General features: G+C 38.7%; 16 protein-coding genes and 1 pseudogene. 8 read left to right on the top strand and 9 right to left on the bottom strand.

The window, feature by feature from the left end:
- Positions 1-9: 9 nt before the first annotated feature.
- The 6 genes and pseudogenes from parC to NBG71_RS13300 all read left to right on the top strand — a co-directional run.
- Positions 10-2190 (top strand): annotated as a pseudogene (gene parC / locus NBG71_RS13325) (DNA topoisomerase IV subunit A); the annotation flags it as partial.
- Between the two features lie 51 nt (positions 2191-2241).
- Positions 2242-2967, top strand: coding sequence for a DNA gyrase C-terminal beta-propeller domain-containing protein (locus tag NBG71_RS18940; protein ID WP_373274652.1), 726 nt, complete (start codon positions 2242-2244; stop codon positions 2965-2967).
- Positions 2968-3031: 64 nt separating this feature from the next.
- Entirely contained in the window at positions 3032-3781 is a 750-nt protein-coding gene (locus NBG71_RS13315; RefSeq protein ID WP_075672915.1) for a 1-acylglycerol-3-phosphate O-acyltransferase, read from the top strand.
- Positions 3782-4019: 238 nt separating this feature from the next.
- The gene (ftsP, locus tag NBG71_RS13310; RefSeq protein ID WP_191901548.1) at positions 4020-5441 is read left to right on the top strand and encodes a cell division protein FtsP; all 1422 of its coding nucleotides are present in this window, start codon (positions 4020-4022) and stop codon (positions 5439-5441) included.
- Between the two features lie 458 nt (positions 5442-5899).
- On the top strand, positions 5900-9124 hold the full coding sequence (pta, locus tag NBG71_RS13305) for an autotransporter Pta (protein WP_250916920.1): 3225 nt from the start codon (positions 5900-5902) through the stop codon (positions 9122-9124).
- Positions 9125-9237: 113 nt separating this feature from the next.
- On the top strand, positions 9238-10302 hold the full coding sequence (locus tag NBG71_RS13300) for a hypothetical protein (protein WP_191901547.1): 1065 nt from the start codon (positions 9238-9240) through the stop codon (positions 10300-10302).
- A 35-nt stretch (positions 10303-10337) separates the two neighbouring features.
- Here the strand turns inward: NBG71_RS13300 and NBG71_RS13295 are convergent, their stop codons facing one another.
- The gene (locus tag NBG71_RS13295) at positions 10338-10952 is read right to left on the bottom strand and encodes a LysE family translocator (RefSeq protein WP_098941970.1); all 615 of its coding nucleotides are present in this window, start codon (positions 10950-10952) and stop codon (positions 10338-10340) included.
- Positions 10953-11126: 174 nt separating this feature from the next.
- Between NBG71_RS13295 and folA the strand changes: the two genes are divergently transcribed.
- Complete coding sequence (gene folA, locus NBG71_RS13290; protein ID WP_088494660.1) at positions 11127-11612, top strand: type 3 dihydrofolate reductase; 486 nt, start codon at positions 11127-11129, stop codon at positions 11610-11612.
- 440 nt (positions 11613-12052) lie between these two features.
- On the opposite strand, the gene apaH is transcribed toward folA, so the two are convergent.
- Genes apaH through lptD form a run of 6 tightly spaced genes read right to left on the bottom strand, consistent with a single transcriptional unit; the run spans position 12053 to position 18833 of the window.
- Positions 12053-12874 (bottom strand): bis(5'-nucleosyl)-tetraphosphatase (symmetrical) ApaH, encoded by an 822-nt coding sequence (gene apaH, locus NBG71_RS13285; protein WP_075671782.1) that lies wholly within the window; start codon positions 12872-12874, stop codon positions 12053-12055.
- Positions 12875-12876: 2 nt separating this feature from the next.
- Complete coding sequence (apaG, locus tag NBG71_RS13280; RefSeq protein ID WP_250916919.1) at positions 12877-13254, bottom strand: Co2+/Mg2+ efflux facilitator ApaG/CorD; 378 nt, start codon at positions 13252-13254, stop codon at positions 12877-12879.
- Positions 13255-13279: 25 nt separating this feature from the next.
- Positions 13280-14098, bottom strand: coding sequence for a 16S rRNA (adenine(1518)-N(6)/adenine(1519)-N(6))-dimethyltransferase RsmA (rsmA, locus tag NBG71_RS13275; RefSeq protein WP_156734007.1), 819 nt, complete (start codon positions 14096-14098; stop codon positions 13280-13282).
- Positions 14091-15089, bottom strand: coding sequence for a 4-hydroxythreonine-4-phosphate dehydrogenase PdxA (pdxA, locus tag NBG71_RS13270; protein ID WP_075671778.1), 999 nt, complete (start codon positions 15087-15089; stop codon positions 14091-14093). Before pdxA ends, rsmA begins: the two co-directional genes overlap by 8 nt.
- Complete coding sequence (gene surA, locus NBG71_RS13265) at positions 15079-16416, bottom strand: peptidylprolyl isomerase SurA (RefSeq protein WP_075671776.1); 1338 nt, start codon at positions 16414-16416, stop codon at positions 15079-15081. The genes pdxA and surA overlap by 11 nt, the downstream gene beginning before the upstream one ends.
- 50 nt (positions 16417-16466) lie before the next feature.
- A complete protein-coding gene (gene lptD / locus NBG71_RS13260) occupies positions 16467-18833 on the bottom strand; it encodes an LPS assembly protein LptD (RefSeq protein WP_109419675.1) in 2367 nt (788 codons plus the stop codon).
- Positions 18834-19263: 430 nt separating this feature from the next.
- On the opposite strand from lptD, the gene djlA reads away from it, so the two are divergent.
- Positions 19264-20064: a co-chaperone DjlA gene (djlA, locus tag NBG71_RS13255; RefSeq protein WP_075671772.1), complete on the top strand. Its 801-nt coding sequence runs from the start codon at positions 19264-19266 to the stop codon at positions 20062-20064.
- A 243-nt stretch (positions 20065-20307) separates the two neighbouring features.
- Here the strand turns inward: djlA and rluA are convergent, their stop codons facing one another.
- Entirely contained in the window at positions 20308-20961 is a 654-nt protein-coding gene (gene rluA / locus NBG71_RS13250) for a bifunctional tRNA pseudouridine(32) synthase/23S rRNA pseudouridine(746) synthase RluA (protein ID WP_072064290.1), read from the bottom strand.
- A gap of 55 nt (positions 20962-21016) precedes the next feature.
- Positions 21017-23920, bottom strand: coding sequence for an RNA polymerase-associated protein RapA (gene rapA / locus NBG71_RS13245; RefSeq protein ID WP_075671770.1), 2904 nt, complete (start codon positions 23918-23920; stop codon positions 21017-21019).
- Positions 23921-24026 lie beyond the last annotated feature (106 nt).

The following is a 24026-nucleotide window of genomic DNA, read 5'->3' as shown; positions in this document are numbered from 1 at the left end:
AAAAATTGAATGAGTGAATTGACTCATGATGGTGTAGAGCGCCAACCGCTCCACTTATTTACAGAGAATGCTTATCTCAACTACTCCATGTACGTCATTATGGATCGTGCATTACCTTTTATTGGAGATGGGCTAAAACCCGTGCAACGTCGCATCGTTTATGCGATGTCAGAGCTTGGTTTAAGTAATAACGCAAAATTTAAAAAGTCAGCTCGTACAGTTGGTGACGTGCTAGGTAAATATCATCCACATGGTGATATTGCATGTTATGAAGCAATGGTATTAATGGCTCAGCCTTTCTCTTATCGTTATCCGTTAATTGATGGACAAGGTAACTGGGGGGCGCCGGATGATCCGAAATCTTTTGCTGCGATGCGTTACACCGAATCACGCCTTTCTAAATATTCACAAACATTATTGAGTGAATTAGGACATGGTACGGTAGATTGGATCCCTAACTTTGACGGCACGATGCAAGAGCCGAAAATGTTACCTGCACGCTTACCTAATATCGTGCTTAATGGAACAACAGGTATTGCTGTTGGGATGGCAACGGATATTCCACCGCACAATGCGCGTGAAATAGGGCAAGCTTTAGTGATGCTTTTAGATAACCCTGATGCGGGATTATCTGATGTGATGCAATATGTTCAAGGCCCTGATTATCCGACTGAAGCTGAAATTATTACCGCTCAAGACGATATCAAAAAGATTTATAAAACAGGGCGTGGCTCTGTCAGAATGAGGGCTGTGTGGCAGAAAGAAGAAGGGTGTGCGGTGATCACTGCATTACCTCATCAAGTTTCTGGCGCCAAAGTACTCGAGCAAATTGCTGCATTAATGCGTGCCAAAAAACTACCTTTAGTTGAAGATTTACGTGATGAATCTGATCATGAAAATCCAACTAGACTTGTTATTGTTCCTCGTAGTAATCGCGTCGATTTAGAACAAGTTATGTACTACTTGTTTGTGAATACTGACTTAGAGAAAAGTTATCGTGTTAACCTAAATATGATTGGGTTAGATAACCGCCCAGCAGTAAAAGGATTGCTGACTATTTTAAACGAATGGTTAGTTTATCGCCGTCAAACAGTCACAAACCGCTTAAATCACCGTTTAGAAAAAGTTTTACGTCGCTTAGAAATTCTCAAAGGTTTATTAATTGCTTATCTCAATATTGATGAAGTGATTGAAATTATTCGTCATGAAGATGAGCCAAAAGCAGAATTAATGCGCCGCTTTGAGTTATCCGATATTCAAGCTGAAGCTATTTTAGAGTTACGTTTACGTCATTTAGCTAAACTTGAAGAGATGAAACTAAAAGGCGAAAGTGATGAGCTTGAAAAAGAACGCGATAGCATTGAGAAGTTGTTAAGTTCACCACGTCGTTTAAATACTTTACTGAAAAAAGAGATTGAAGCTGACGCAAAAGAATTTGGTGATGATCGTCGTTCGCCGATCCGTCCTCAAGAAGAGGCGAAAGTAGTTAATGAACAAGATATGTTGCCATCAGAGCCTGTTACCATTGTGCTGTCTGAAATGGGTTGGGTACGCAATGCGAAAGGACATGATATTGATCCGAGTGGCATGAGTTATCGTGCAGGGGATAGTTATCACAGCGCAGTACGTGGTATGAGTAATCAGCCAGTTCTGTTCCTCGATTCTACGGGACGTAGTTACACCTTAAGTCCAAATGATATGCCTTCAGGGCGTAGCCAAGGCGAACCATTAACTGGCAAGTTAACTTTCCCACCTGATGCCAGCGTGAAATACATGTTAGCGGGAAGTGCTGGGCAAGAGTACTTACTGGCGACAAAAGAAGGCTATGGCTCTGTTCTCTCTTACGATGAGATGGAAACAAAGAATAAGACAGGTAAAGGGTTGCTGACTGTTTCTGAAGAGACTGAGTTATTAGAACCATTCTTAGTTGATCCTCAGAAGAAAAATGAGCAACACTGGTTTATTATCATCACTGATAAAACACGTATTTTAGCCATTTCAGCAGAACAGCTAAATGAAATGAATAAAAAAGGACGTGGTACACGTCTTGTTGCTTTAGGAAAAGAGCAAGGTGATGTGATTGAACAAATTCTGTTCGCACCTAAAGATGAAGCATTAATCTTTACTGTTGATGGTCAGCAAGAAGTGCTTAAAGCAGAAGAACTCAATTATTTTAGCGGTAATGTGGGCGATGAACCTATTCCGTTAAAACATCTACATCCAGAAGCTGTTACTGTCATTATGTCTGAAAAAGGGCTTATTCGTTGCCAGAAAGGACATAATATTGATGCTAAATCGGCTGGTTTTAAATCCGGTGATGATTATTTTAATGCCGTTGAAGGCATGAGTAACCAACCGGTACACTTGATTGATACAACTGGTCAAAGCTATACCGTTGATGTTGATGCATTACCTTCTGGTCGTAGCAAGGGCGATGCGCTAACTGAACGATTAAAAGTTCAGAAGGGTGCACAATTACGCCATGTTGTTATGGGCGAAGGTACCGATAAAATCTTAATGGCATCTGATGCAGGTTACGGTTTTATTTGTCAGGTTGATGATTTAACTTCTAAAAATAAAGCAGGGAAATCACTACTGACTTTACCTGAAAATGCATTACCATTACCGCCACAACGCTTGAATAATGAGCTCACTGATCTCATTATGATCATTACGAAAGGTGGCAGAATGCTGATTTTTGAAGCGACAGAATTACCAACGATGGTAAAAGGAAAGGGAAATCAGATGGTTTCTATTCCTGCTTCACAAGCAGCAAGTGGTGAGGATAACGTCGCTTGGTTACGAGTATTACCTGAAAATGCCTCTGTAACGCTACATTTCGGTAAACGTAAAATGACAATGTCGATGAATGAGCTAGTTAGCTTTAAAGCAAAACGTGGACGCCGAGGAACCTCTTTACCTCGTGGTGCTCAAGTTATCGATCATATTGATATTGAAACCAATTAAATCTAATACTTAATTGATATTTAGTGGGTCTGTTGACCCACTTCTATTTAGGACGCTAAAACTTATGTTAGCCATTATTCGAGGCATCATTGTCATCCTGTACACCATTATTGTGGTGACGTTTGGAATGATTTATTGCATGTTTTCACCAAGAAATCCTAAACATGTAATGACTTATGGACGTTTATTCGGCAAGTTATCTACTGTTTTTGGTATCAAGCTCGTTGAGCGTTTTCCAAAAGAAGCGGAAAGCTATGGCCCAAGTATTTATATTGGAAACCATCAAAATAATTTTGATATGGTGACGATGTCAAATGCAGTACAACCTAATACTGTAACCGTGGGTAAAAAAAGCTTAATTTTCATTCCTTTTTTTGGTCAGTTGTATTGGATAACCGGTAATATTTTGATCGATAGAGCAAATCGCTCTAAAGCACATGGCACTATTTCACAAGTTGCTGATCAAATTAAATCAAAGAAGATTTCTGTGTGGATGTTCCCTGAAGGAACTCGTAGTCGTGGTCGTGGCCTTTTACCGTTTAAAACAGGTGCATTCCATGCCGCCATCCAAGCAGGTGTGCCTATTATTCCGGTTTGTGTTTCTACAACGCAGGATAAAATTAAGCTAAATCGCTGGAATAATGGCTACGTTATTGTTGAAATGTTGCCTCCAATTGATGTATCAAAATACACCAAAGATCAAGTTCGAGAATTAGCAGAAGATTGTCGTCAAATTATGAAAGCGAAAATCGAAGAGTTAGATAAAGAAGTTGAAGAAATGAATAAGCGTGATTTTCCTGGTAAATTAAATTAATACTTATTTGGTTTTTTTGATCATAACAATATAAGCCTGATTTTCAGGCTTATATCATTTTTAATTAATGAAAACATACTAGATTATCAACTATTTTTAGGATTTATGTCACATCCGCGCTATTATGCTCCCGTAATTTCATTTAAGTCCTTTTGTCTTTAAATCACAGCAGCTTTTTTCCTGTCTCTACATTTTTGATTATGCGATAGGAATATTTGTATTTTGTTGCGGAGAAAGTATGTCATTTAGTCGTCGCCAGTTTATTCAGGCTTCAGGCTTAGCGGTATGTCTGGGCTCAATATCTTCTTCTGTTCGTGCTGAATCAGTTAATGATAAACAATTACCTATACCGCCATTGTTGGAATCTCGCCGTGGTCAGCCTCTTTTTCTGACTTTGCAAAATGTGCATTGGGCATTTAATGGTACTCAAAAAGCGGAAGTTTGGGGGATCAATGGCTCAACACCGGGACCGACAATCAAAGTCAAAAGTGGCGATGATATAAAACTTATTTATAGCAACCGTCTTAATGAAGCAGTATCAATGACGGTGAGCGGTTTATTAGTTCCGGGGACTCAAGTCGGTGGTGCAGCAAGATTAATGTCACCCGGTGCTTATTGGTCGCCGGTATTGCCTATTCGCCAGAAAGCAGCAACATGTTGGTATCACGCCAATACTCCCTTTAAAATGGCACCTCATGTTTATAATGGATTGGTGGGAATGTGGATTGTGGAAGATGAAGAGAGTAAATCCCTTCCTCTACCAAAACATTATGGTGTGAATGATTTTCCTATCATTATTCAAGATAAACGTATCGATAATTTTGGTACGCCACAATACGACAAAGAAGCTGCTAGTGATGGTTTTTATGGCGATACATTGTTAGTCAATGGACGTGAAGATCCTTATATTGAAGTCTCAAGAGGATGGATCCGCTTACGTTTAGTTAATGCATCTAATGCTCGTCGTTATGAACTAACCGCAAATGATGGTCGCTCACTTTACCTTATCGCTTCTGATCAAGGGCTATTAACATCTCCCGTAGAGCTGAAATCAATTCCGATGGCTCCGGGTGAGCGACGTGAAATATTGGTTGATATGTCAGAAGGTGGAGAAGTGACAATTACCGCAGGGCAAAGTGCTGGCTTTATGGATAGGCTCCGTGGTATTTTTGAACCTTCTGATTTACTACGTAATACCAATGTATTAACCATTAAACCAACCGGATTGATGTCGTTAGTGACAGATAAAGCACCTGCACAATTGGCAGTAGATGACACTCAAATCACTACTTCTATTCAGCCTAGAACCATCCAACTGCATAACAGTCCTCCAGGAATAAATAATGCTCGTTGGGAGCTTTCAAGAATTGATTTAGTAGGCAAGCAAAATGGGTGGGAACGTTGGCTTGTAACAGTACCGACACCACAGCCATTCCATATTGAAGGTGCCCGTTTTAAAGTGATTAACCATAATGGTCAGAAACCTGCACCTGCAGATTTTGGTTGGAAAGATACAGTTTGGATCGAAAACCAAAGTGAATTGCTGGTGGAATTAAAACAGCCTTCTTATTCACATTTCCCCTTCCTGTATTATAGCCAGTTATTAGAAAATGCAGATAAAGGTATGGTAGGACAAATGGAAGTCACGCCTTTTGAATAAAAAATAAGTAGTAACACTAAATCAAATTAAAAGAAAAACAGTATTTTTAAAATAAAGATACTGTTTTTTTATATTTAAAATAATGTGGATTATATTTTTTAGACTAAAGTTAAATAGAGAGAAATATTCTCAAAGATAAATTGTTAATCAATTTGATGTTTTTGTTTTTTTATTTAGGTTATCTTTATTAAGTTTATTTAAATATTATTACCAATGAGGCTAATATTGAAATAGGTTAATTTTGTTTATTTGTAATATAATAACAAGCGATCTATTTTTGTTTAATCTATCTATTAAATTGTGATTTCGTAGTCAATCTATCTATTTTTATGGTGTGGGATCATATTTTTGAGATGTCCTTCAAGTAATTATTTCTCTAGAAACTAGAGAATCTTTGCGTCTTTTGTTTTTGATCCTTAATTAATGTTATTAAATTTTAATATAACTGAAGGTACAGAATGAACAAAGAAATAGCTTTAAGTCACCATCACAAAATAAATAAAAAAAATAAAATAAATAATAATATATTTCAACTTTCCCTTGTTGCATCAGCACTTCTTTTTTCTGGATATTCTGTAGCATATTCAGAAGCTGGGCAATTAGGCGATACCAAAAGTTGGGAAAGCCAAGAGTATCAAAAAGACTGGGGGCTAGCTGCTATGAATGCCTCTAGTGCTTATGCACTTGGTTTTCATGGGCAAGGTGCCAAAATCGGTGTCATGGACTCTGGTGCATTATTATCACATCCAGAATTGAATGATGCTCGTTTTCATGCAGTAAAAGCCAAAGGTCAATATGGCACAACGGGTATGCGCTATCCTCAAGAATTGGGTGGGCATTATGAAAAAGGTCAAGCTTTTGATGTTGATGGAGGCTGGATCAAAGGTGTGAATGATACACACGGAACACACGTTACAGGCACTGTAGGTGCAAACCGTGACGGCAATGGTATGCATGGGGTGGCATGGGGTGCGGATGTCTATTTAGGAAATACAGGCGCAACAGACAGCAATAACTACGGTCCTTACCAAGATTACACCTATTTCTACACTGGCTGGAAAGCCATGGTCGATGCAGGGGCTCAAGTCATTAATAATAGCTGGGGTACAAACACTCGTATTATTAACGCAGATAAAACTGTAGGCCCTGATGGCGGTAATACAACAGTACATATGCCAGTAGATACCACTGCGCAAACGGAATACGAATATTTCTACTTTAAAAAAGTCTATGGCGATAAACCTTCCTTTGTTGATGCCGCTTATGACGCAGTAAAAGGCACTAACGTTGTTCAAGTCTTTACAACGGGTAACCGAGACTTTGCTCAGCCTTATTATCGTCCTCTTTATCCTTACTTTAATCCTGAAGCAGAAAAACATTGGATTGCAGTTGCGGGTCTGAAACAGAATGCAGACAAATCGGGTTATGAATTAGAAAAAATCTTCAATGAAGCGGGTAATGCGAAATGGTGGACGGTTGTTGCACCAGGTCGTTACATTTATTCGTCAGTTGTTGATGAAGAGGGAAATGCAGGTTGGGATACCTTTAGTGGTACATCAATGGCGGCACCTCACGTTACGGGTGCAATGGGTGTATTGATGTCGCGTTACGAGTCAATGAATGCGATGCAAGTTCGTGACGTGATGTTTACAACTGCTAATCATCGTAATCCAGATGGCTCTTTATATGATAGCTGGACTGCGGCTGAAGGTACGCCGGATGTGCGTTATGGTTGGGGTACCCCAGATTTAGATAAAGGGATGTATGGTCCGGGTCAATTCTTAGGTAAATTTGAATATAACTTAAGTATGACACCGCTTGATGTCTGGACAAATGATATTTCACAAACTGCGTTAGATCTTCGTGAACAAGAAGATTTAGCATGGCTGAAAGACTATCAAGAGAAGGGTATTGCGGCTGGTGGTGATTATAATTTAGGAACGGATTTTGTTATTAACGATGGTAACCCAGATCCAACTTCCCATATTGTTAGCAAAGAAGATGCTGAGAAATGGCGTAAAGAGTATTACCAAAAACGTGCTGATGCTATTCAAGCTAAAATTGACGCTGGTTTATATGATGGTGCTTTAGTTAAGAGAGGTGAAGGCACACTGGTTATGACTGGCGATAATACTTATCGTGGCGGTACAACAGTCGAGCAAGGAACATTATATGGCTTTACCGAATCGTTTGGCACTGAAGCTGTTAATGTCAACGGTGGTAAATTAAGTGTCATTGATCGTTATAACGATACCTTTACACAACAAGGCCAATTAGCCTCAAATGAGAGTCATAAAGCTAATATCAATATCAACGATAAAGGAACGTATTTAGTTACCGTTGGACATGATGTTAATGTTGGTGATATGGCCTTAAATAAAGGAGCTAGTTTAGATATTGGTGCCGATAATGAAGGTCAATTAAAAGATATCTATCTTAATAATACAGTCGCGACAGGCACCGTTAATGCGGACAATTTAGTTGATAATCGTACTAAAACTAAAATGTTAGCCAATAACAATCCAAATAGTGATTATGCATTATTTGATAAAAATGTTTCTGTAAAAGACAACACAATTACAGGTACATTAAGTAAGAAAGAAAATACTTCTTTAGCCACATTTGCTAACAATGAAAATGGTCGCTCTATTGCTAATACATTGGATAGCACAGGTCGTGGCGATTTATTCAATGCAGTATTACCAATGAATGAAAGAGATCTGAGCAAGACTTATAATTCATTGGGCAGCGATATGTACCTTAATGCTAACAGTGCAAGTGTAGTGAATGTGTTAGGTTTAACACGTACTGTGAAAGATCAAGCAATGGGTATTGGTCAAGGCCGTTATGCTAAATTGGATAATAGCAATGCACGTATTTGGATGACTGGTATTGGCCAATGGGGCAGTGCTGATTATGGTCATAGCAATATGGATGTTGATTTCTATGTTGGCTTATTAGGTGCAGAAATTGATGTGACCGAAAATACCAAAGCAGGTTTATTCTTTGGTGCGGGTTCAACCAAATATAAAGGTAATGAACACGGTAAAATAGACAGTAACGATATCCATATTGGTGCTTATGGTGTGTCTAATCTGTATGACGTGGCTTCATTAAACTATGGTTTCACACATACTAACCAAGATAGAGATGCAAAAAGAACACTTTGGGTAGGACAAAATGCAGGTTATAACTCTACAAGTTATGATGCAAAAATTACTCAAATTTTCTTAGAAGGTGCTTATACTCAATTTAATACTAATCAGTACTCTATTGAGCCATATGCAGGATTTAGCTGGTTGCGTGTATCAACTGATGATATCAACGAAAATGTCGGTAATATGAAATTTACCACTAAGACTGACTCACAAGATATTCAAGTTGGTACTATTGGTTTACGTGGTGGATATCCATTTATGGCTGGCAACGTTAATATGGCTTTAAAAGGCGATATTTCTGCAAGTCATTTATTTGGTGATAACCGTCCTGAATCACGCCTCTTCTTATCAAATTCAGGTGATGCAACATTACGTGGTGGCAAACTGGATAACCTATTTGGTGTTGGCTTAGGTGTTGATGCACAATTAAGCAAATCAACAACTTTCGGTATTTCTTACCAAGGCCAATATAATAGTGATGTAAGCTCAAGTGGTATCAATGCAACACTAAAAGTTAATTTCTAAATCTTATTTGTTATTTTTTTTGATATTGAAAGCCCTTAGTAATAAGGGCTTTTTTTTGTATTTAAAAAAATTTTTTAATATAAGAATATAAAAAAGTTATGAAAAGCGAGGTAATGATGGGAAATGAAATAAAAGTAACACTCTATAAAAATGTAAATAATGCTGATGTTGATATTAAAGATCAAACTTCTCTTTTTAAAAAAATAAAAAACAGCATAAAACATATAGAAAATACCAATTACTCAATGATTATAAGTAAAAAAACGGAAGGTTTTTTTACTCTCATTTTTAATAAGATGAAGTCAATTTTTAATATAAAGAAAAGTATTGAAAGTTATAGGGGGAAAATAAGTGATTGTTTTTATAATCAACTAAATGCTAATGCTTATTTATGCAAGGTTAAAAATATTAATGATATTACTTTGGATGAAATTAGTACGATGAATTTATTGTTTGAGCTAGATAAAGATAACAACAAGAGTGAGCTAATAAGTTCATTTGTAAAAAAAAACGTGAAAACTAAAGCTGATTTGATTTTAATTGATAAATTGCTTAACGGTTATAAAAATTTAGACAAGATTAATTTTCGGGATTTCGTAGGCGAAAAATTCCATGTCGAGGAAATTATCAATTTATTTAATATTATTACTTTAGATGTTAATAATAATATAAATAACAATATTTTTTTGTTTATTCTTAATTCTTGTTTAAGAGAAAAAGGGAATGGATGCATTGTTAGATTAGTAGATGATATTCTTAAATCAATAAAATATAATAAATATTCTTCTGAAACAAGTAAATCTCTATTTAATAAAGAAGTGATGAATAAAGTAGTTAAGATAATAAATATTGAAAAGTTTGTTTCCGAATTGAAAGGAAACTTAGGAATAGAAAACGAATTAATTGAACAAATAATTGATGATGCATTTCAAAAATATAGTAATGCTGATAATTATGTTAAAACACAAGAAGCATGGATTAATACTTTATATAATAAAAAAGAAAATAGTAAAATTGTATATAATATAAATAGAAACAGAATTTTGATTACACAAAAAATTGAAGAAATAGTAAATTCATTAGATGATGATGAAATGATTATAGGTATGCCGAAAGAACAATATATTATTAGAATGGAACAAATATTAGATATATTTTCTGCTATGCAAGCAAGATAAAGCACCTTGATAGGTGCTTTGTCTCAAGAGTGTAGTTAACTCAACGCGACTTTAATACCTAAACCAATCAGTACGACACCTAATACTTTATCAATCCCTTTTTGGACTTTATTAAGCACTTTTCTAACAGGCGCACTTTGAATTAATAAAACCAATAAAGGCCAGTAAACTACGGCCAAGCCCCAAATAATAAAGGCATACCATAATTTTTCACCAATACTGGAATCAACACTTAACACCTGTGTGAAAACGGCAAGAAAGAACAAGGTGGCTTTAGGGTTAAGTAAATTACAGAGGAAACCTTGCATAAAGGCTTTCTTAAAGCTGATTTGCGAATGCTTATCTGAGTTTTCATCAATCGAATGATTAGATTTTGAAAGCAAACTCTGAAAACCGATCCATAGTAAATACGCGGCTCCGGCATATTTCAAAATGGAAAAGAGCCAAGGCGTTGTTGTGATAAGAACGGCAATACCTGCAACACAATATGACATATGCACAAGTAATGCTGCCACAATTCCCATCGCAGTCATCATTGCCGCAGATCGTTGATAACGTGCCGCATTTTTTACAACGAGAAAAAAGTCAGGGCCTGGTGAGATCATACCGAGTAAAGCAATTGTAAAAACAACTAAAGAAGTTTCAAGCATAATAGCGCCTTGTATATAACAATATTATAATGATTGAATCTTATATGATTAAGTTAACACTTCGAGTATAAAGCAATTATTTATTATCAAGGAAGCATAATTTGTATCGACTCAGGTTTTAGCTTTACGTATAGTGTGAACAGTTTTTTCCCATCTTTACCCGTAGGTGTGTAAATGAATATTAGTTTAATCGCAGCATTAGCGATGGATCGCATTATTGGTATGGAAAAGGCAATGCCTTGGACATTACCGGGTGACCTCGCATGGTTTAAAAAGAATACGCTAAATAAACCCGTTATTATGGGCCGGGTGACTTATGAGTCTATTGGACGTCCTTTACCGAATCGTCTTAATATTGTTTTAAGTAGCCAGCCAGGAACAGATAGCGATGTTGTTTGGGTTAAATCTGTAGAAGAGGCTTTGCAAGCTGCTGAAAATCATGAGGAAATCATGGTGATAGGTGGTGGTAAAGTGTATGAACAATTTCTGCCTATGGCAAATACACTCTACCTAACTCACATCGATGCTGAAGTTATCGGTGATACAACATTCCCAGATTATGAGCCTGATGAGTGGGATTCTACCTTTATGGAATACCATGAAGCAGATGAAAATAACTCACATAACTACTGCTTCGAAATATTAAAAAGAAGAAAATAACAAGAATTAAATAAAAAGGGAGATTAAATATCTCCCTTTTTATTATTCCTATTTTATTAATATAAAAATAATAAAAAGTAAGATTTATTATCCTATTTAAATATTCCTTTTTATAAAAAGAGCATTATTTTAAACCAATCATTATTTATATTTTAATAAACTCATTTTATAAGAATAATATATGAGATATTAATCAATATAGAGATTTTTTATTCTCAATATCGTGTTTTTTTATACTTATTTCACCATAAAAAAAAATAACACATTGATAATTAATGATTAAATTCATGATTGTTTTTAGGTGTTCGTTTTTGTGTATAAAACGTTCTCTTTAGAAGAAAAAAGAATAATTTAGGTAATATATGAGGATAAAATCAACATAGCGCAAAAGGCAATGTAGCCATTTTTGCGCTTGAAGTAGGAAGGGGATAATAAGTGAGTTATTTGGGAGCAGAAAGACTAGATTGAGTGAAGTACTGTTTGTCTTCCCAACGTAAGCAAGTGAGATTTCCTCCCCAACAACATCCCGTATCTAACGCATAAACATTATCAGGAGTGCCTTTCCCTTCAAGAGAAGCCCAATGCCCAAAAATAATGCTATAGCCTTCAGGTAATTGACTAGGTAAATCGAACCAAGGTTTTAATGGTGCGGGAGCATCTTGTGGTTTATCTTTGCAAATCATATCCAGTTGGCCATTAGGAAAGCAGTAACGCATACGTGTGAGTGCATTAGTACTAAAGCGTAATCGCGCTAGACCTGAAAGCTCTGGTGACCAGTTGTTCGGTAGATCGCCATACATTGAGTTAATAAATAAAGGGTAGCTATCACTACTTAGAATAGCTTCGACTTCACGAGCACACATTTTGGCTGTTTCTAAATCCCATTGTGGCGTGATCCCTGCGTGAGCCATGATGATTTTCTTGTCTTCATCAACTTGCAGTACGGGTTGGCGTCTTAGCCAATTAATTAATTCATCTGCATCTGGCGCATTGAGCAAGTTATTCAGCTTATCTCTTGGTTTATTGCGGCTAATTTTTGCAAATACACCTAAAAGATGAAGATCATGATTACCCAAGACGAGTTTAAGTGAAGTACCTAAGTTTTTTACAAAGCGTAGTACTTCAAGCGAGTCTGGGCCTCGTGCAACAAGATCACCCGTTAACCATAATGTGTCTTGTGTAGGATCGAAACTGACTTTATCAAGAAGGTGGCGCAGTTCATGGTAACAGCCATGAATATCACCAATTAAATAAGTTGCCATAGTTAGTTTATCAATGTTGGAAGTGCAAGGCGGAAAACGGGGATCTCTATTTGAAATAATCGACCATCAGTGTCAATCATTTCATAATGGCCTTCCATTGTTCCCATCGGTGTTTCAATAACGGCACCACTGGTATAGCGGTACTGTGTGCCAGGCTCAATAAGTGGCTGTTCGCCGACAACACCTTCACCACGAACTTCAGTGGTATTACCTTGTGCATTGGTGATCAACCAATAGCGGCGCAGGAGGCGAATTGCACATTTATTCAAATTATGAATTGATATGGTATAAGCAAAAACATATCGCTCATCTTCAGGGGAAGATTGGCTTTCAATGTAAACACTTTGTACTTGTATCGCCACTTTTGATGAGGTGAACATAGTGCCTCCTGTCTCTGGCTTTATCTTATGCTTGTGAGTCTTGCTTTTGCGATAACCAGTTTGCCACTTTGCAGTATTGCTCAACAGAAATATTTTCTGCTCTTGCAGTTGGATCGATATCAAGTGCTATCATATCTTCTGCTGTGAGTAATCCGCCTAAGCTGTTACGTAGTGTTTTACGGCGTTGATTGAATGCTTGAGCGGTAATACGGCTAAGCATTGTAATATCCGTTACTGGGTATGGTTTTTCTTTGTAAGGGATCAAGCGAACAACCGCAGAATCAACTTTAGGAGCTGGTTTAAATGAAGTAGGTGGAACTTCAAGTACAGGGATGATTTGGCAATAATATTGCGCCATCACACTTAAGCGACCATAAGTTTTGCTACCGTGACCAGCAACAAGGCGGTTAACCACTTCTTTTTGCAACATAAATGTCATATCAGAAATTGCGTCAGCAAAACTGAATAAGTGGAACATTAGTGGTGTAGAAATGTTATAAGGCAAGTTACCAAAAACACGCAGAGGCTGCTGACGCTCTTTTGCTAATTGTGCAAAATCGATCGTCATTGCATCTTGCTGAATAATGGTCAGCTTGTCTTTTAATGTAGGATGAACTTCTAAACGAGCGGCTAAATCACGGTCAATTTCTACAACCGTCATTTTATCCATTCTTGCGCCTACTGGCTCTGTAATTGCACCTAAACCAGGCCCAATTTCAACAATGGCTTCACCGGGTTGAGGATAAATGGATTCAACAATACTTTCAATAATATAGCTGTCTGTTAAAAAGTTCTGCCCGAAGCGTTTGCGGGCAAAGTGCCCCTGATGGACTCTATTATTCATTACAATTTTGTATCATATTAATGGCTAAATTTAATGCGGTGCAAAAACTGCCAGCATCTGCGCTTTTCGTACCTGCAAGCTCAAGGGCGGTGCCATGATCAACAGAAGTACGGATAAAAGGAAGGCCAAGAGTTATATTCACGGCGCGACCGAAACCCTCATATTTTAGCACAGGTAATCCCTGATCGTGATACATCGCAAGCACCGCATCAGCATGTGTTAAATATTTAGGTTGGAATAAGGTATCAGCAGGATAAGGTCCATGAAGATGCACCCCTTGCTGACGTAATTGTGTTAATGCAGGCTCAATAATATCAATTTCTTCACGTCCCATATGACCACTTTCCCCTGCATGAGGATTAAGGCCACAAACGTAAATTTGAGGTTCTGCTATACCAAATTTGGTTTTTAAATCGTGGTTTAAAATGGTGATAATTTCATGTAGAAGCTCACCTGTAATTGCATCCGCCACATCTCGTAGTGGTAAATGTGTGGTTGCCAATGCGACTCTTAATGTATCTGTCGCCAGCATCATAACAACACGTTCACAATGGCTACGATCAGCAAAAAACTCGGTGTGCCCTGTAAAATGCACACCTGCATCATTGATAATACCTTTATGAACCGGCCCAGTCACAAGTGCTGAAAATTCACCATTTAGGCAGCCATCACAAGCACGAGCTAATGTTTCTACAACGTATAACCCATTGCGCGTATCTAATGTACTTGGAATGACATCAGTATGAAGTGAAATAGGGAGTACACAAATTTGACTTGGTGTGTGTGCTTGAGGTGGCGTGGCAGGATCGTATTCAACTAATGAAAGAGGCAGGTTTAACAATTCTGCTCTTGTTTTAAGTAATTGAGGATCAGCACAAACAACCCAAGGTAAATCCCAACTCATTTGTGCTAATGAGATAATAAGGTCAGGACCAACCCCGGCTGGTTCGCCGGGGGTGATAACAAGTGGTTTTATTTGCTTAGTTTGCATTATTCTCGTTCATTATTTTCACATAAGCCCCAACTCGTAGCTCTTGCATCCAGTTTTGTACTTCTTCGTTAAATTTACGATTGAAGAGTAAACGGTATGCTTGTTCTTTATTCGCGGCATCTGTTTTATCAACACTACGAGTGTCTTCTAATTCAATTAAATGCCAGCCAAAGTTTGAGCGAACAGGTTGGCTTAATTCGTTTTTATTTAAGCGCATTAACGCATCACGGAATGCCGGATCGTAAACATCAGGCATTGACCATCCTAACTCACCGCCACGTAATGCTGAACCTGGATCTTCAGAGTATTCTTTTGCTGCATCAGCAAAGGTTATTTTACCACTGCGAATATCGGCAGAGATCTGCTGTAACTTGGCATAGGCTTGCTCATCATTCATGATTGGTGAGCTTTTTAGCAGAATATGACGGCTTTTAACTTCTGTAACAGAAAGGGTATTAGTTCCACCACGAACATCGTTTACTTTGATAATGTGTAAGCCAACGCCAGAGTGAAGAGGCCCTACGATTTGGCCTTTTTGCGCATTTGCTAACTCTTTAGCAAACAGAGTGGGTAATTCATCAATAGATGCCCAACCCATGTTACCGCCATTTAAAGCTTGTGGATCAGCAGAATAAGTTGCAGCCAATTTACCGAAATCTGCACCATTTTTAAGTTGGTTCATAATACGAGTAATGACTTGTTTTGCTTTTTCCATTTCTGCTGGTGCAGGATTTTCTGATAATGGAATTAAGATATGGCTCAGATTTAGATCAATACTTTGGCTTGCTTGGCCTTCAATTTGCTTAGCAAGAGAATCAACTTCTTGAGGTAAAATAGTAATACGGCGACGCACTTCATTGTTACGAACTTCTGCCAACATCATCTCTTTACGAATATCTTGGCGATAATCATTGTAAGAAATACCATCAGCTGCAAGGCGTTTTTTCAGTTGTTCAAGTGAAATTTTATTTTCAGCAGCAATGCCCTGAATTGTAGATTCTACTGCGGCATCAGGAATATCAATTTGCATTTGCTGTGCCATTTGCAAAATGATGTTATCCATGACCAAACGCTCTAGAATTTGTTGGCGAAGAACTTGCTCATCTGGCATCTCTTGACCCGCATTTTTTGCGTTCATTTTGACCGTCTGTAGCATTCTATTGACGTCACTTTCTAGAACGACACCGTTATTGACGATAGCCGATACACGGTTTAATTCTTGTGCAGCAAATGTTGTTGAGCTGGTAGCTGCACCGACCGTGATCATTAAGCCGATAAACAGCGTTTTCCAATTTTTCATAAGTTTCCCATTATGTATTTTCCGCATCTAATTGCGGGGTGACATATTTATTCAGCCAATTCCGTAGTCTGATTAAATCAGAATGCTCTTTGATAAGGTAAGATACCGCGTTCAAGCATTTTCTGGCTACCCAAACTATGATTGTTACTTAGGCCTCTGAGTTCCACATTGACAGACCATTTATTATCAATATCGCTGTGGTCAACTTTCCAGCCAACAATTTTTCGTTCATAACCCACATTCACAGCCCAGCAACAGGTGTTGTATTGCAGACCAACCATTTGGCTAACAGGCTCTGATTCTTTGGTATCAAAGTAATAAGCACCTACAAGTCCCCAACGCTCTGCTAATGGCCAACTTCCTACGACACCAACTTGTGAAATACCTTTTTGGTATTCAGGAAGTTTATTAATACTGCCATCGTAAGGGCGAACACGTGTTGCTTGGATATAGTCACGATCAACATAACGATAGCTTAACTGTAGAAGATGATCGCTATCTGCGCGATATTCCATAACAGCATCGCCCATTGAGACGCTACCTAAACGACGGTCATATTGTAAACCACCACGCATACCTACGGTATCAGTGATCCTCCAATAAGCGTCACCTGCCCATACCATTGAACCTGTTTCATCTTTGCTATTGATGATTTCGTTTGATGAACCTGTTTTCGGACGTTCAAAGAAGTAGATTTGACCCACAGAAACGTTAAAACGTTCAACTAATTCGCTATCATAAAAACGCGAAGTGATACCAGTTGTTAATTGGTTTGCAGATGCAATGCGGTCTAAACCACCATACATTCTATCGCGGAAAAGTCCGCCATAGTTTGATTGTAATAAAGCGGAGTCAAAATTATTGATATTAGACTGATCTTTATAAGGGACATAAAGATATTGCACTCGAGGCTCAAGGGTTTGCGTAATATCGTTTGTTTGGTATTGACGCTCAAAAACCACTTTCATATCAGATTTAAACTGCGGTAATACACGATTAACGCTGTCATCTAATTTTTGATTATTAGGTTTGGTTTTATAACCGTCAGGAATGTCTTGATCATAATGAGTTGCCATGATTTTCAGCTCATTATTGAAGCTTGCCCATCCCGTAGATGCGGGGAGTGAAATGGTTGGCTCGATATGGAAACGATTCGCTTCGGGTGTATTCTCACCCACACTAGTAAAACGCACGAATTGAGCGTAAGTACGGAAATCAAATGGACCTACATCATTCTTGTAATAATTGAGATCAAGCTGTGGCTCTGCACGGTAAGCTCTTGCATCTTTATTATCAGAGAAGACTTGGAACTGTTTAGTGGTTAATGTGGCATTCCAGTTCTGTTGTGCATAACCCGTACTAAATTTTTGAGTTGCATAACCATCTGTGGTGTTACCATACTGAGAGGTAAAATCAGTGAAGTATTTGTTATCACTTACTTTTGTGTAGTCGATATTAAATCGCCACACATTATTCATTACACCACTATGGCCCCAGTAGAATAACCAGCGAGTTGCTGTATCACGAGGAAGATAGCCCGCTTTATTTTCATCTTTATCTTTGTTGTATTGGCTATCGTGATTAATCCAGTCAACCGCGATAGTACCGCGCCCAGGCGTGGTTAAATAACGGAATTCATTATCTAATTTTAAACCACGACGACTGATATAGTTGGTAGTGATGGTCGCATCATAATTAGGAGCGATATTCCAATAGTAAGGGAGTTGGAAATCAAATCCTGAACTACGAGAGTAGCTTCCGTTAGGAATCAAGAAACCAGAACGGCGTTTATCACCAATCGGTAATTGAAGATAAGGGCTATAAAAAATAGGCACATTAGCTACACGAAAACGTGCATTCCAGATTTCAGCGACTTGTTCTTCGCGATCTAAAATAACCTCTGAGCCGACAACGCTCCAGCTATCATCTCCTGGTAGACAAGACGTGAACATGCCTTTGTCCATAATGGTATAGCGGTTTTCGCCACGCATTTGCATTTTATTAGCGTAGCCACGGCCTTGACGGCCAACCATTTGGTAATCACCTTGCTCGATGTCCGTATCTTTATTATTAAGGTTAGACCAAGCACGAGGGCCTTTTAAGATGATTTGAGGATCATCATAAGATACATTTCCCGTTGCTGTGACCATTCTTAATGGTGTTTCTCCCTCAGTCTGTGTCAGTTCAACACTGTCGGCACTTAAGGTTTGGTTTCCCTGTTTAATATCAACATCACCTTTATATTTGACCATGCGAGGATACTCACCTTGCATATCATTTGCAGTGATAGTGACAGGCAAGCTGTTAGGATCGCCTTGTACTAATGGTTTGTTATAAACAGGAACTCCCAGTAAACATTGGGAGGCAAGATCAGCATAAGCAGGCTGAGCGTATATTGTGGCCCAAACTAGGGTGGCCAGCAGTGTGGGATAACTTTTTTTCATAAGTATTTATGTGCTTCCGTCATCAGTGGCTTCGTGCTGATAAACAGCGAGAAACTAACGCAGGGAGTTATGCGACACCAGCCCAACGTTCTGAACATTGTTCTAACGGTAACCGAAAAATAGGCGTAAGCCTCATTTTTTCGATGTTTCTGTGTTGAAATAGGGTTATAGCCTTATTAGAAACAAAAAAACACCGCGCTGATGCGGTATTTCGTGCTGTATAACAACGCTAAAGTTATTCGTTTGGTCACTCATTTTACTTTAACACAATTTAAACGAAAACAGCATTACCTCTGTCCAAAGAGAAACAGTAAATCTCTTCATTTTAAGAAAAAGTCTATTTAGAGGTTGCTTGGTGTTAGGTGTGCAAGCAAATGAATAGTATGATAATGCAAAATTGCAGTCAGAGCATTGAAGATTTGAGGAGTCTATGCGCTATTGGGGAAAATTATTAGGCCTTACCATTGGTAGTTTTGCTGGAATAGGCTTTTGGGGCATTGTTATTGGTGTTTTTCTTGGGCACCTCTATGACATGCAACGAAGTAAATTAGGAAATGGTGGGCGTTATACGCGTGATAGACAAGCTTTTTTCTTTGCTGCAACCTTTCAAGTTTTAGGTCACCTGACAAAATCAAAAGGGCGAGTGACTCAAACCGATATCTCACTTGCCAGCGAATTAATGGATCGCATGAATCTGCATGGTGTTGGTCGTCAAGCTGCGCAGCAAGCTTTTAGAGAAGGTAAATCACCTGATTTTCCCTTAAGAGCCACATTGCAACGTGTTCGGCAAATTTGTGTAGGGCGTCGCGATTTACTTCAGATGTTTCTGGAAATTCAATTGCAAGCTGCTTTTGCGGATGGTCAACTGCATCCAAATGAAAGAAAAATGTTGTTTATCATTATTGATGAGTTGGGTTTTTCGCGTGCGCATTTTGAACATATATTAGCAATGATGCAGGCTGGTCAGAATTTTCATTATCAAAGTGGGCAGGGTTATCAGCCTCAACCCCAAGGCCCAACGCTATCTGATGCGTGTAAGGTCCTTGGTGTAGATGAGAATGATGATGTTAAAACTATAAAGAGAGCTTATCGAAAATTAATGGGAGAACACCATCCAGATAAACTTGTCGCGAAAGGTTTACCGCCAGAAATGATGGAAATTGCAAAGCAAAAAGCACAGTCTATACAAGTTGCTTACGATTTGATTAAAAAAGAAAAAGGATTTCGTTAATATCTTGTAAAAGAAGATGAGAAAAGAGAGAATTATTCCGTGATAGAGATAACTTAGGTTGAGTTGAGTTTATTATTTATCACGGTAAAATATAAGTGAAATTTGATTATTTCATTCTCTCTTCTCTTAAAAAAGGAACTATATCCATGTCAAACGTCCGTGTTCTTGTTGGGGTTATGGGATTAGCGCTTTGCCTGCTCCTTGCTTCATTGAGTTCAGTGACTGTTTTAGTGTCATAAGACACTAAAAATCGGCAAGGCATTCAAAGTGTATCGGGGATCGGAAAGCAGGATGCGTAATAAATAATTCCTGAGCATGTAACTGCAGGCGAGGTGCCATCGCTCTTGCCTGCGGATGTGCATAAAAGCGATCCCCTAAAATAGGATGCCCCAACGCTAACATATGTACCCGCAATTGATGTGAACGCCCTGTAATTGGCGATAATTTCACTCTTGTCGCATTCTCTTCATATTCCAACACTTCATAAAAAGTTTGCGCCGCTTTCCCTGTTTCATGACAGACTTTCTGTTTTGGTCGATTAGGCCAATCACAAATCAAAGGTAAATCAACTAACCCTTCTTCTTTTTCGATATGTCCCCAAACGCGAGCAATATAGGTTTTTTTTGGCTCACGTTCACGAAATTGGCGCTTTAGTTCGCGCTCTGCTTCTTTATTAAGTGCAACAACGATAACGCCACTAGTTGCCATATCAAGGCGATGCACACACTCAGCATTCGGAAACTCTGCTTTAATGCGCGACATAATACTGTCGTTATGCTCTGGCGCTTTGCCCGGTACTGATAGTAGTCCGCTGGGTTTATTGACGGCAATAATATGCTCATCTTGATATAAAACATGTAACCAAGGATCAGTCGGCGGGTTATACACTTCCATCATGGTGGATATCTCATCAAAACAACGGGGAGTAAAATACTCCCCGCTTTAACGGTGATTATTGGTGGGTAACGACAATTAAGCGAATTGAGTCTAAACGCCACGTTGCTTCATCTAAATGATTAAGAATATGAGCACGTTCATTTTCAATTGCTTCGACTTCATCATCACGAATATTTGGGTTTACTGCACGTAAAGCTTCTAAGCGTGATAATTCATGAGTTAGCACGCGATCTGCTTCTTCTTTCGCTTTTTGGATAAGTCCTTTCGCTTCGACTTCCATTAAAGGTTCAGACGTTTTCAGTACATGGTGGACTTCACTTTGTACTGCATTGACTAATTTGCTAGAAGTATGACGATTAACAGCATTTAATTGACGGTTAAAGCTTTCAAACTCAACTTGAGATGCAAGATTATTACCTTTTAGATCAAGTAATAAGCGCACCGGTGTTGCAGGTAAGAAACGACTTAAATGAAGATGCTTAGGCGCTTGCGCTTCTACGACATAAATCAGTTCAACTAACAATGTTCCCACTGGCAATGCTTTATTTTTTAATAAAGAAACGGCACAACTTCCTGTATCGCCAGATAAAATCAAATCTAAGCCATTACGGATAATAGGGTGTTCCCAACTGATAAATTGGGTATCTTCACGAGATAGCGCTTGCTCTCTATCAAATGTGATAGTGCAACCATCTTGTGGTAATCCAGGGAAATCGGGCACTAACATATGATCAGATGGCGTTAAAATAATCAAGCTATCACTACGATCTTCTTGATTAATACCAACGATATCAAATAAGTTCAGTGCAAAGTTCACTAATTCAGGATCGTTATCTTGTGCTGCAATTTCACCCGCTAACTCAACACCGACTTCACCACCGTTAGAGTGCATTTCTAATAGGCGGTCACGGCCTTGCTCAAGTTTGAGCTTCATTTCATCATGCTGTTTACGACAAGCGACAATAAAGTCATCAAAATCAGCTAACTCATTAGGCTGTGCAAGGTAATTAACGAGAGCATCATATTTGCTGTCGTAAATAGTACGGCCAGTCGGACAAGTATGCTCAAAGGCATCTAAGCCTTCATGATACCAGCGTAATAATACAGATTGAGCCGTACCTTCAAGATAAGGAATGCTAATATCAATATCGCGGTTTTGACCAATACGATCGAGACGACCAATACGTTGTTCGAGTAAATCAGGGTTAAATGGCAGATCAAACATAACCAGTTGATTAGCAAACTGGAAGTTACGTCCTTCAGAGCCGATTTCTGAACATAGCAGAACTTGTGCGCCTTCTTCTTCAGAAGCAAAATAAGCTGCAGCGCGATCGCGTTCAAGTAATGACATACCTTCGTGGAAGACTGCTGCACGAATACCTTCACGCTCACGTAAAACTTGCTCTAATTGCAGCGCTGTTGCAGCTTGAGCACAAATTACTAGTACTTTTTCATTACGATTTGCAGTTAAGAAACCTAGTAACCATTCAACACGCGGGTCGAAGTTCCACCATGTTGCGTTTTCACCTTCAAATTCTTGGTAAATACGTTCAGGATAGAGCATCTCTTTTGCACGAACTTCGAGACTCTTTTTGGCTGCCATAATCTCAGCTACTTTAATTGCAGTTTGATATTGTGTCGGCAGTGGCATTTTGATCGCATGAAGTAAGCGATTAGGGAAACCTTTAACACCAGAACGTGTGTTACGGAATAACAAACGACCCGTTCCATGTCTGTCCATTAACATATGGATAAGTTCTTGGCGAGATTTAGTACGTTCTTCACCTTGCGTATTTGCCGCTTTCAGTAATGGCTCAACATCTTGCTCGCTGATCATTTCGCTGATGATATTTTGTTGTTCGGTATTTAAATCATCTTCTGATAGCAAAATAGTGACAGCATCGGCAACAGGGCGATATTTTTGTTGCTCATTAATAAATTCGTTGTAGTCATGGAAACGACTTGGGTCAAGCAGACGTAAACGTGCGAAGTGGCTTTCTTGACCTAACTGCTCTGGGGTTGCAGTTAATAGCAATACAGAGGGAATAGATTCCGCTAACTCTTCAATTACTTGATATTCACGGCTTGGCGCATCTTCACTCCAAACAAGGTGATGAGCTTCATCGACAACTAACATATCCCATGTTGCTTCGACTAAGTGTTCAAAACGTTGCTTGTTTTTACGCACAAAATCTAAAGAACAGATGATCATCTGTTCTGTTTCAAATGGATTATCGCTATCTAATAAAGATTCGCTATAACGGCTATCATCAAACAGTGAGAAACGTAGATTGAAACGGCGTAACATTTCAACTAACCACTGATGTTGTAAGCTTTCAGGCACAATAATCAACACACGCTCAGCACGACCATCCATTAATTGCTGGTGGATAATCATACCGGCTTCAATTGTTTTACCTAAACCAACTTCATCAGCTAATAATACGCGAGGGTTATGACGTTTACCCACTTCATTGGCGATATAAAGCTGATGAGGGATAAGGCTTGCGCGGATCCCACGTAAACCACTTTGTGCTTGCTTAAACTGCTCGCTCATAAACTTACGCGCGCGGTAGCGTAATGCAAAGCGATCCATACGGTCGATTTGACCTGCAAAGAGGCGATCTTGCGGTTTATTAAAAGTGAGTTTGTTATCTAAGAATACTTCACGTAATTGTGCTGGCTCTTCAGTGTCTAAACGTACACCATGGTAGATAAGTAGGCCGTTATCTTCTACAACGTTATCGATAGCGAGCTTCCAGCCTTCATGACTGGTGACAGTATCTCCTGCATTGAACATCACCCGCGTTATTGGTGCATCATGACGGGAATAAAGGCGGTTTTCGCCACAGGCAGGAAAAAGTAAGGTGACCATGCGGGCATCAACTGCCACAACAGTACCCAGTCCAAGCTCGCTTTCAGTATCGCTAATCCAACGTTGACCAAGAGTAAAAGGCATATATATAAACTCAGCTCTCAAATATATAATTTAGGAATTATTAATGAATGCAGTATTGCGGTGTTGTCATTAAAATCTGCGGGATAAAAAGGGCTTATTCTTTAAA

Origin of the sequence: Proteus sp. FZP2095 (assembly GCF_023701425.1) — a bacterium.
GTDB classification, from domain to species: Bacteria; Pseudomonadota; Gammaproteobacteria; order Enterobacterales; family Enterobacteriaceae; genus Proteus; species Proteus cibarius.
Note: the sequence above shows the minus strand (reverse complement) of the source record. Positions and strands in the feature narration are given on the sequence as shown.